Raw genomic sequence first — 9,924 nt, forward strand, 5'->3', positions numbered from 1 at the left:
TCGCTGCACAAACGCGGACATCGCGGCAGCGGCCGCTGAACTGCGCTCCGGCGATCATCTACGGAGCGAGCTGCCCGGCACCGCCGAGGAACAACGACCTTGCCACGAACGGGTGTGCGCTGATGTCACGGCTGTGCCGCGGAACCGATCACGAATCGCAGCGGCGAGTCGAGCCAGGCGTACTGCAGCACGGCCGACCAGAGCATCCCGTCGATGAAGACCGTGGCGAGAGCGAGGTATCGCGCTTGTCCAGCAAGCGGCGTGACCGTGCCGCCAGCTCTCGGTCGAAGGCCGGGTTGGTTGCCTCGCTGTCGCGGCTCACCGGCAGCCGCCGCAGTCCGGTGTCCGAGACCTACCCGTCGCCTGGCGGGTCTTCAGCGCCGTGAGTAAGCATCCGGTCAGGCAGCGCCCGATGGCGCGACCGGGTTCCGACGTCGCCGCGGCGACGATGGCCGCCCACGGACCGGGGACAGGGGTGGGGCGTCGGGTGGTCGAGATTCGGGACATGCCTTCGTCCTTCGCGCTCAGATACGGGCGGGGGGTATATACGAGATAGACCCTACATACCCCGGCAGGGTACTTCCAGCGGATCTGCTGAGGGTCCGTGCTCCCACCCGGCGACAAGTCTCGGCGTCGGCCGGGCTGCATTGCCGTGATACCCCAAGGGGGTGTATAGCTTGATACCCCCGTAGGGTATCTGGCAAGCAGGAGGATCCATGTCTCGGCTCGACGTGCTGACCCTCGACACCGCCCACGGGACCTCGGGCCGCCTGCTCCGGGAGCTCTCCGGGCGCGGGTCGCCCGGCGAGACGGTCTCGACGATGGCCCACTCCCCGGCCGTGCTCGGTGGCTATCTCGACCTGAATCGGCACGTGAAGCGCGTCCAGCTCGCCCGCAGGCGCAGTGAACTGATCTCGATCGCGGTCCAGGCGCGACTGGGCTGTACTCGCTGCCTGGAGGCGCACGAGGCGGGCGCCCGCGCTGTCGGACTTGACGAGGACGACATCCGACTGGCCCGGGCGGGCTCCGCGCGCGAGCCCGCCGGCGCCGCTGCGGTGGCGTTCGGCCTGCAGGTCTACGCGAACCCGGGCGCCATCCCCGACGCCGACCTCGCCGAACTCCGCGCTCTCGGATTCAGTGATCGCGAGATCGCCGATGTCGTCGTAGTCGTCACGCTCAACGTGCTCACCGGGACGTTCAACCTGGTGAGCGGGCTCTCAACCCCCTTGCTCCCCGTCGGCTTGATGCCGATACCCCCTAAGGGTATTGTTGAGGCAGGCTCGAGGAGGGAACACGATGCACGGTTACGCCGACAACAAGGAATCCCACACCAAGCGGATGCGCCGGATCGAGGGCCAGGTCCGCGGCATCACCAAGATGATCGAGTCGGACAAGTACTGCATCGACATCCTGACCCAGGTCTCCGCGGTCAACAAGGCACTCGAGGCCGTCGCACTCGGCCTGCTCGACGAGCACCTCAAGCACTGCGTGACCGACGCGGTCACCGAGGGCGGCCAGATGGCCGAGGAGAAGATCGAGGAGGCGAGCGCGGCCATCGCGCGCCTGGTCCGTTCCTGACGGTCCTCCCCCACGAATCCCACAGGGCGACGGCACTCTCTGCCGTCGCCCGCTCGACCCTGCCCACTCGACGAAACAGGACCGACCCGGAAGGAACAGCAACATGAGCACCGCCACCTACACCGTCACCGGCATGACCTGCGGGCACTGCGTCAGTTCGGTCACCGAGGAGGTCACCGAGATCTCCGGGGTGACCGACGTGGCCGTGGACCTGCCCACCGGTGCGGTCACTGTGACCAGTGACGGGGAGATCTCCGACGACGCCGTGCGCGCCGCGGTCCGTGAAGCCGGCTACGAGGTGACCGGCTCCTAGAAGAGCCCGACCAGCCCGGTCCCCGCCCGCATCCGCGGACGCGCCGGGCACGACACGAGGAGTCGATCATGAACACTGCCATGCGGCTCTCCGCCTACGGCGCGGCCGTCGCCCTGCTCGGTGCAGGCGCGTACGTCACCGGGTCCGCTGTCGATGCCCCCACCACACACCTGCAGCCGACCGCCCAGAGCGGTCCTGTCGGTCACGGGGGATCCCACAGCGGCGCCGTCGCGGAGGTCAGGGCCCCCGAACCAGGGGCCCCTGCCAGCAACACCGCCCAGCCCGCCGGGCTGGCGTCAACCAAGGCCGGCTACACGTTCGCACCGGCCACGACGACGCTGACCCCGGGAAAGCCCACCGAACTCGCCTTCCGCATCACCGGCCCGGACTCGAAGCCGGTCACCGCCTTCGACGTCGAGCACGAGAAGCGGATGCACCTGATCCTGGTCCGCAGCGACACCGCCGACTTCCAGCACGTGCACCCTGCGATGTCCGCCGACGGGACCTGGCGCGCCCCGGTGACACTCGCCGGCGGCGGAACCTACCGGGCCTTCGCCGATTTCACCCCCGGCGGCGGGGAGGCCACCACGCTGCGGGCCGACCTGTTCGCCCCCGGGGCGTTCACGCCGGTAGCTCCGAAGCCCAACCGCGTCGCGACCGCGCCTGGGGGATATCAGGTCCGGCTCGACGGAGATCTGAAGCCCGGGCAGGCCAGCGAGGTGACCCTGTCCGTCGCCCGCAACGGCCGCCCGGTCACCGATCTGCAGCCCTACCTCGGTGCCTATGGGCACCTGGTGGCGCTGCGTGGCGGCGACCTCGGCTACCTGCACGTCCACCCCGAAGGCGTCCCCGGCGACGGCGCCACGACCCCCGGCCCCCAGATCCGGTTCGCTGCGGAGGTACCCACCGCGGGCACCTACCGACTGTTCCTGGACTTCCGGCACGGCTCCGAGGTTCGGACCGTGCAGTTCACCGTTCCGACCACCGGCGCGATCGCCGCGGCGGCACCCGCCGGCTCGGCCCCCTCGGCCGAGGCCGGACACACGCACAGCGAGGGAGGCCACTGATGACCACGACACTCCCGCAGTCCGGCGGCAAGGTCGGAGAGGTCGAGCTCGCCATCGGCGGGATGACCTGCGCCTCCTGCGCGAACCGGGTCGAGCGCAAGCTCAACAAGCTCGACGGGGTCACCGCGACGGTCAACTACGCGACCGAGAAGGCCAAGGTGACCGCGACCGGCTCGATTGCGACCGAGCAGCTCGTCGCCGCCGTCGAATCCGCCGGGTACACCGCGACACTGCCCACCCCACCATCCGAGCCGACCGGCGCTACCCCCGACGGACAAGACGAGAACGAGGGCACCACCGCGCTCCGCGCGCTGCGGCACCGGCTGGTGGTCTCCGCGGTTCTCGCCGCACCCGTCGTCGCGATGGCGATGATCCCGCCGCTGCAGTTCACCTACTGGCAGTGGCTCTCACTGGTTCTCACCGCACCGGTGTGGGCCTGGGGTGGCGCGGCGTTCCACCGCGCCACCTGGACAAACCTGCGTCACGGCGGCGCCACGATGGACACGCTCATCTCGATGGGCACCACCGCGGCGATGATCTGGTCGGCCTATGCCCTGTTCCTCGGCACCGCCGGCACGCCCGGCATGACGCACCCGTTCGAGCTCTCGGTGTCGCCCACCGACGGGGCCGGGAACATCTACCTCGAAGTCGTCGCCGGCGTGATCACCTTCGTGCTCGCCGGACGCTACTTCGAGATGCGCTCCAAGCGCAGGGCCGGAGCCGCGTTGCGTGCCCTGCTCGAACTGGGCGCGAAGGACGTCACCGTCCTGCGCGAGGAGAACGGGCGTCCTGTCGAGAAGCGGATCCCGACCTCCGAGCTCGCGGCCGGGGACAGGTTCGTGGTCAAACCCGGCGAGAAGATCGCCACCGACGGCCAGGTCGTCGAGGGCCGCTCCGCGGTCGACGCCTCGATGCTCACCGGTGAGTCGGTCCCGGTCGAGGTGCAGGTCGGCGACACCGTCGTCGGCGCCACCGTCAACGCCGGCGGCCGTCTGGTCGTGCAGGCGACCCGCATCGGCGCCGACACCCAACTCGCCCAGATGGCGAAACTGGTCGAGGACGCCCAGAACGGCAAGGCCGCCGTCCAGCGACTCGCCGACCGGATCTCCGGCGTGTTCGTCCCGATCGTCCTCGCGGTCGCCGCGGTGACCCTGGGTTTCTGGCTGGGATCCGGCGTCGGTGCGACGGCAGCTTTCACCGCCACGGTCGCGGTGCTGATCATCGCCTGCCCCTGCGCGCTGGGCCTGGCCACCCCGACCGCCCTGCTGGTCGGCACTGGTCGCGGCGCCCAGATGGGCATCCTGATCAAGGGCCCGGAAGTGCTGGAGTCGACCCGCCGGATTGACACCGTGGTGCTGGACAAGACCGGCACCGTCACCACCGGGAAGATGTCTCTGGCCGACGTTCACACCGCCGAGGGAGTAGACGAGCACACCGCGCTGCGGCTGGCCGGGGCGTTGGAGAAGGCCTCCGAGCACCCGATCGCCGCGGCGATCGCGACCGGTGCCACCGAACGCACCGGGGAGCTCCCCGGGGTCGAGGACTTCACCAACCACGAAGGACTCGGTGTCCAGGGCGTGGTCGACGGTCACGCAGTGATCGTCGGACGGCCCCGCCTGCTCGAGCAGTGGTCGGTGCCGCTCACCGGCGCTCTGGCCGAGGCCGCCGACGCCGACGCAGCCCGCGGCCGCACCGCGGTCGCGGTGGCGTGGGACGGCGAAGCCCGCGCGGTGCTCGTCGTCGCCGACACGATCAAGGACACCTCCACCGAGGCGATCAAACAGTTCCGTCTGCTCGGGCTCACCCCGGTCCTGCTGACCGGTGACAACCGTGCCGTGGCCGAGTCGGTCGCAGCCGAGGTCGGCATCGCCGTCGGACCGGGCACCGTCATCGCCGAGGTCATGCCCGCCGACAAACTCGCCGTGATCGAACGCCTGCAGGGTGAGGGCAAGGTCGTGGCCATGGTCGGCGACGGCGTCAACGACGCCGCGGCACTGGCCCAGGCGGACCTCGGCCTCGCCATGGGCACCGGCACCGACGTCGCGATCGAGGCCTCGGACATCACCCTGGTCCGCGGCGACCTGCGAGCTGCCGCCGACGCCGTCCGCCTCTCCCGCAAGACCCTCAGGACGATCAAGACCAACCTGTTCTGGGCGTTCGGCTACAACGCCGCGGCGATCCCGCTGGCTGCGTTCGGTCTGCTCAACCCGATGATCGCTGGAGCGGCGATGGCGTTCAGCTCGGTGTTCGTGGTCGGAAACAGCCTGCGGCTGCGCCGGTTCACCGGCCAGGTCAGGTAGGGGTCCTCAGTAGGCGGGTCGACCAGGTCGCCGGTCGACCCGCCTACCAACGCGGGATTCCTCGTGTCCGGGTTGTCCCGCAGCCGAAGCCTACGAATCAGGCAGTCGGGCGCATCGCTCACGCCCTCGCCCAGCCGCAGCTGCGGCCAGCCGCAGCGCCGATCGCGGCGACTCCAGGACCGACACCAGCCCGCGGTAAAGCCACCCCGGCGTCGACAGCGTCCGCCCCTTCGCCAGATCGATCATCGAGGAGCGAACGACCTGCTCGGGGGTGAGCCACAGCGGTGAGCGCTCAGGCGCTGAGGTCGCCTCGTTGCGGATACGACCGGCGCACACCGCCAGCATCCGGACCCCGGTGCCCGACAGCGACGCGGCAACGGTGTCGGTGAACGTGAGTACCCACGCCTTGCTGGCGCCGTAGGCGCAGCCGCCCGGCGGCAGGTATCCGGCGAAACTGGCCACGTTGATGACGGCTCCGCGCCCGCGCGCCGTCATGTCTGGCAGAGCCGCACGGGTCAGGCACATGAGGGCGACGATGTTGAGGTCGACCTCGTAGAGCAGCGAGTCCAGCGCGGCGGCCCCGAACACCTCCGGGCACTCGGTGCCGGCATTGTTCACCAGAAGCTCGACCGGGCGATCCGGGTCGGTGAGGCGCAGCTCGACCAGTGCCCGCTCCCGCGGGTCCGTGAGATCGGCCGCGATCGCTTCGACGATCACGCCGCTCCTGCGGCCGAGCTGCTCGGCGACAGCGTCGAGACGCGGTCGGTCACGAGCGACGAGCACCAGGTTGAATCCTCGCTCGGCGAGGTGGTGCGCGTACGCGGCACCGAGACCCCGGGTCCCCCCGGTGATGACTGCAGTGGGCATGTCTGCACGTTATGTCCGCTCGACTGTGAAACTACTGAGTAAGTACGTAGATGCTGAGGCCTCGCTGAGAAGCGACCGCCGGGCCCCGCCAGGGCGACACGGATGTCAGGCGAGGGGGACGACGGATCGGCCGGCATCTTGCGAACGGAACAGACCCCCCGCGGTGGCGATCAGGAGGTCGGTGCAGGCTGTCGGGTCCGAGACCGCGGTGAGTGCTTGAGGGCGACCGCCAGGGGCCGTACCCCGCTGCTGGATGACGCCCAGGGGATTGGGAGCCTGCTCGCCGGGACCGGAGTGCCCGCTCAACACCCGCGACCCGCGGGGGCCAGAGGAACGATCTCGGGCCGGTGATCGTGAACCCCATCACTAGTGCCGTCGCGGCTGCGCCGTCCGAGCTTGCCCGCAGCACACCCGCCGGTCGTCTACTGTCTCGGTAGCGCGACAGTAGATCTACTCCCGGGGCTCGTTCCTCGACTCCGGCGGAAGGCGTGACGTAACGGCAACGGGAAGGGCCGTTCCCATGACCTCGAGCGCTCTGGCGGACGGCCGGGCGGGAATCTGATGAACGACCTCGAGCACGCGGGACTTGCACTGCGTCGCCTTGGCCGACGTCTGTTGGTCCTGGTCGTCGTCCTGGCCGTGATCGCGACAGGTGGAGTTGTGGTGGCGCTCGCGGCGATGGTGCTGCTGACCCCGGGACAGCAGCTGGGGAGGTGCTTACCGGAGCCGACGGAGGTACCGATCGATGCTGCCGGAGGCAGCGGGCTGTCCGATGACCAACGCCGCAACGCCGCAATCATAGTGGCGACCGGCCGTGAGCTCGCCGTACCTGAACGGGGACTGTGGGTGGGGTTGGCCACCGCCCTACAAGAATCGGGTCTGGGCAACCTGGACTACGGCGATCGAGACTCGTTGGGGTTGTTCCAGCAGCGCCCGTCGCAGGGATGGGGGAGCCCCCTTCAGGTCCGAGAGCCGCGGTATGCCGCAACCCAGTTCTTTCAGCGACTGCTGGCGGTGCCCGAGTGGACCCAGATGCCGCTGTGGCAGGCGGCACAAAGCGTTCAACGATCGGCCTTCCCCACTGCGTACGCAAAGTGGGAGCAGACTGCGGCCGACCTGCTCGCGGAGATCGGCAGCGCCCAGCCGGACGCGTTGAGCGTCGGGACGTCATCGAGCGGGGCGTGCCGCAGCGCCGACGTCGTTGCTGGCGCGCCCGCAACGGCACCCGAAGGAGTCAGGAGCGATGGATGTGTCGAGGACGACCCGACCACCAAGGGGTGCGTCACGCCGACAACTCGCGCAGCACTGGCGCAGGCCGACATCGCATTTAGCGGGCTCCGGCGAGGCCCGATGATCCGTTCGACCGGCTGTTACGCCGCGCGGCCCGCGAACCCGACCAGCGATCATCCACTCGGCAAGGGCTGTGACTTCTTTCCCGGTGACGCCGGCGCGTTCGCCAAGGAGACAGATCTGACGAACGGGTGGCGCGCCGCCCAGTGGTTCCGTGACAACGCCGAGGCACTGCAGGTCTCCTACGTGATCTGGCAAGGTCGGATCTGGTCCCCTGGTGACCCCGATCGTGATGGTTGGGGTCTTCCCTACACAGGCGGCGGGGTCTACGACGCAGACGATCCGGTCGGCGGCCACTACGACCACCTCCATGTCAGTTTCACCCGATAATATGCATAATTCCACTGAATGCAAGATTCGGGTACCAGTATCTGCCTTTCGGCCTGGTATCAGCGGTAACGACGGTCCGCAGCGCCTCTCCCTGATGGGTGCCTCTACCAGCCCCTACGCCGGGCACATTGCATCTACTGCTAGCTTCCTGCATCCGATGCAAGGAGGTGTAGTGGTGGTCGAACCGCTCGAAATCGCCGGTGCAGCACATCTGGAGCTGGCCGGAAATGTCGCTCATCTACGGCCGGAACAGGCGGTGTTCGAAGCGATGGTGGCGGGCTGGTGCGGGCAGCAGTCCAGCCGCTACCTGTCGATCATCACGATCTCGCAGCGGGAGGCGGTGGTGCGCCGCTTCGCCGGGTTCGCCCAGACCTGGCCGTGGGAGTGGACCGCGGGCGACATCGAGGACTGGGTCTGCTCGCTGCGCTCGGGGCCGAGCCCGCGGTCGCACTCCACGGTGCGCTACTACCAGAACGCGGTCGCGATGTTCATGGGCTACCTCGTCGATCGCCGCTACGGCTGGGGTGAGGAGTGCCTGCGCCGGTTCGGCACGCACCCGGCGCAGATCTGCCACGAGTGGAACACGGTGCGCCACACCGCCGATCACGAAGGCCGGCCCGAGGTTCGCCCGTTCACCCGCGTCGAGCTGCAGAAGTTCTTCGACTACGCCGACGACCAGGTCACCACGGCCGACCGGTTGGGCCGCAAGGGCTCGGTCGCGGCGTTCCGCGACGCCACCCTGTTCAAAGTCATCTACGCCTACGGGCTGCGCCGCACCGAGGCCGCGATGCTCGACGTCGCCGACTTCACCCGCAACCCCAAGGCCCCGGAGTTCGGCCGCATGGGCGCGTGCAACGTCCGCTACGGCAAGGCGATGCGCGGCAGCCCACCGCGGCGCCGCACCGTGCTCACCGTGATGGGCTGGTCGGTCGACGTGCTCACCGAGTACCTCGAGCACATCCGCCCGCGCTACGCGCCGGGCGCCCGCCCGGCGCTGTGGCCGACCGAACGCGGCGGCCGGATCCGACCCGCCTACATCGACACCCGCTTCGCCCAGTATCGCACCGAGCTCGGCCTGCCCGCCGAGCTGCACCCGCACTGCCTGCGCCACTCCTACGTCACGCACCTGATCGAGGACGGGTTCGACCCGTTCTTCGTCCAGCAGCAGGTCGGTCACCGGTGGGGATCGACCACCGCGCTCTACACCGGGGTCAGCGGCGACCACAAGAACCAGATGCTGCGCCGCGCGCTCGACGCCGGCCTCGGCCAGGACACCGCAACGCACGACCACCAGGACGGGGACCGCTGATGCGCACCGTGAGCTACACCTGGAACCTGCGCCGGCTGATGGCCGAGCACGGCATGTTCGCCACCACCGACCTGGTGCCGCTGCTGGCCGAACGCGGGATCGAGCTGCACTACACCCAGGTCTACCGGCTGGTCACCGGCACCCCGGAACGGCTGAACATGCAGGTCCTGGCCGCGCTCTGCGACATCCTCGGCGTCACCCCCGCCGATCTGATCAGCACCGACGCGCACGAAGGCGCGAAACGCACCCGCCGAGCCGCCTCCGGCGACCGACCCGGCGAGCCCGACAACACCGACGCGCCGCGTCCGTCCACCCCGACCAGGGCCCGGATCGTGCGGGAGCAGCCGTGAGCATCGCCGAGTGCGCGTTCTGCGGCCGGGCGCGGCGGGTCAAGGACCGTGTCGACGGCGCGGCGCGCTGCGCGACCTGCCGCAACCGCGACCCCGCGACCTGGCGGGAGTGCAGCGGCTGCCACCGCGCCCGCCCGGTCAACGCCCGCGCCCGCGACGGCTCGCCGCTCTGCGGGACCTGCTACGCCCGCCATCACGCCCCCCGTCACCGCTGCCAGCAGTGCGGCAAGACCGGGCCGGCCGCGGTTCGCAGCACGACCGGCCAGACCCTGTGCGCGCGCTGCGTGAGCCACCCGCGACGACCCTGCGGGGGCTGCGGACGAACCCGCCGCGTCGCCGTCCGCGCCACCGCGACCAGCCCGGACCTGTGCCCGACCTGCCACCAGGCACCCGTGCTGACCTGCCAGCGGTGCGGCGCCCACGACCTGTGTCGCACCACCGGCCCCAACCGGGCGCCGCG

8 protein-coding genes and 2 pseudogenes are annotated in these 9,924 nt (G+C 69.9%); 9 read left to right on the forward strand and 1 reads right to left on the reverse strand.

What is annotated here, in order from left to right; translation table 11 throughout:
• Nucleotides 1–821: 821 nt before the first annotated feature.
• The 5 genes and pseudogenes from I4I78_RS33030 to I4I78_RS25185 form a co-directional block, all read left to right on the forward strand.
• Nucleotides 822–1,043: pseudogene (locus I4I78_RS33030) on the forward strand (carboxymuconolactone decarboxylase family protein); the annotation flags it as partial.
• 253 nt (nucleotides 1,044–1,296) lie between these two features.
• Nucleotides 1,297–1,578: a metal-sensitive transcriptional regulator gene (locus I4I78_RS25170; RefSeq protein WP_218613969.1), complete on the forward strand. Its 282-nt coding sequence runs from the start codon at nucleotides 1,297–1,299 to the stop codon at nucleotides 1,576–1,578.
• A 103-nt stretch (nucleotides 1,579–1,681) separates the two neighbouring features.
• Nucleotides 1,682–1,891: a heavy-metal-associated domain-containing protein gene (locus I4I78_RS25175; RefSeq protein ID WP_218613970.1), complete on the forward strand. Its 210-nt coding sequence runs from the start codon at nucleotides 1,682–1,684 to the stop codon at nucleotides 1,889–1,891.
• A 68-nt stretch (nucleotides 1,892–1,959) separates the two neighbouring features.
• Nucleotides 1,960–2,958 (forward strand): hypothetical protein, encoded by a 999-nt coding sequence (locus tag I4I78_RS25180; protein ID WP_218613971.1) that lies wholly within the window; start codon nucleotides 1,960–1,962, stop codon nucleotides 2,956–2,958.
• Nucleotides 2,958–5,258, forward strand: coding sequence for a cation-translocating P-type ATPase (locus I4I78_RS25185; protein WP_218613972.1), 2,301 nt, complete (start codon nucleotides 2,958–2,960; stop codon nucleotides 5,256–5,258). Before I4I78_RS25180 ends, I4I78_RS25185 begins: the two co-directional genes overlap by 1 nt.
• 90 nt (nucleotides 5,259–5,348) lie before the next feature.
• On the opposite strand, the gene I4I78_RS25190 is transcribed toward I4I78_RS25185, so the two are convergent.
• Nucleotides 5,349–6,125: an SDR family oxidoreductase gene (locus I4I78_RS25190; RefSeq protein WP_218613973.1), complete on the reverse strand. Its 777-nt coding sequence runs from the start codon at nucleotides 6,123–6,125 to the stop codon at nucleotides 5,349–5,351.
• A 561-nt stretch (nucleotides 6,126–6,686) separates the two neighbouring features.
• Here I4I78_RS25190 and I4I78_RS25195 point away from each other — a divergent pair.
• The 4 genes and pseudogenes from I4I78_RS25195 to I4I78_RS25210 form a co-directional block, all read left to right on the forward strand.
• Nucleotides 6,687–7,805: a hypothetical protein gene (locus tag I4I78_RS25195; RefSeq protein ID WP_218613974.1), complete on the forward strand. Its 1,119-nt coding sequence runs from the start codon at nucleotides 6,687–6,689 to the stop codon at nucleotides 7,803–7,805.
• Between the two features lie 256 nt (nucleotides 7,806–8,061).
• Nucleotides 8,062–9,114, forward strand: a complete 1,053-nt coding sequence (locus I4I78_RS25200; RefSeq protein ID WP_308252347.1) for a tyrosine-type recombinase/integrase — start codon at nucleotides 8,062–8,064, stop codon at nucleotides 9,112–9,114.
• Nucleotides 9,114–9,464, forward strand: a complete 351-nt coding sequence (locus tag I4I78_RS25205) for a helix-turn-helix transcriptional regulator (RefSeq protein WP_308252348.1) — start codon at nucleotides 9,114–9,116, stop codon at nucleotides 9,462–9,464. Before I4I78_RS25200 ends, I4I78_RS25205 begins: the two co-directional genes overlap by 1 nt.
• A pseudogene (locus I4I78_RS25210) lies at nucleotides 9,461–9,924 on the forward strand (hypothetical protein); the annotation flags it as partial. The gene I4I78_RS25205 and the pseudogene I4I78_RS25210, both read left to right, overlap by 4 nt.

This window comes from Pseudonocardia sp. KRD291 (assembly GCF_019263595.1).
Classification (GTDB): domain Bacteria; phylum Actinomycetota; class Actinomycetes; order Mycobacteriales; family Pseudonocardiaceae; genus Pseudonocardia.

Coding starts and splice junctions, on each gene's coding strand:
- I4I78_RS25190 (WP_218613973.1), bottom strand. CDS start 6,125: ATGCCCACTGCAGTCATCACCGGGGGGACCCGGGGTCTCGGTGCCGCG.
- I4I78_RS25170 (WP_218613969.1), top strand. CDS start 1,297: ATGCACGGTTACGCCGACAACAAGGAATCCCACACCAAGCGGATGCGC.
- I4I78_RS25195 (WP_218613974.1), top strand. CDS start 6,687: ATGAACGACCTCGAGCACGCGGGACTTGCACTGCGTCGCCTTGGCCGA.
- I4I78_RS25175 (WP_218613970.1), top strand. CDS start 1,682: ATGAGCACCGCCACCTACACCGTCACCGGCATGACCTGCGGGCACTGC.
- I4I78_RS25180 (WP_218613971.1), top strand. CDS start 1,960: ATGAACACTGCCATGCGGCTCTCCGCCTACGGCGCGGCCGTCGCCCTG.
- I4I78_RS25205 (WP_308252348.1), top strand. CDS start 9,114: ATGCGCACCGTGAGCTACACCTGGAACCTGCGCCGGCTGATGGCCGAG.
- I4I78_RS25185 (WP_218613972.1), top strand. CDS start 2,958: ATGACCACGACACTCCCGCAGTCCGGCGGCAAGGTCGGAGAGGTCGAG.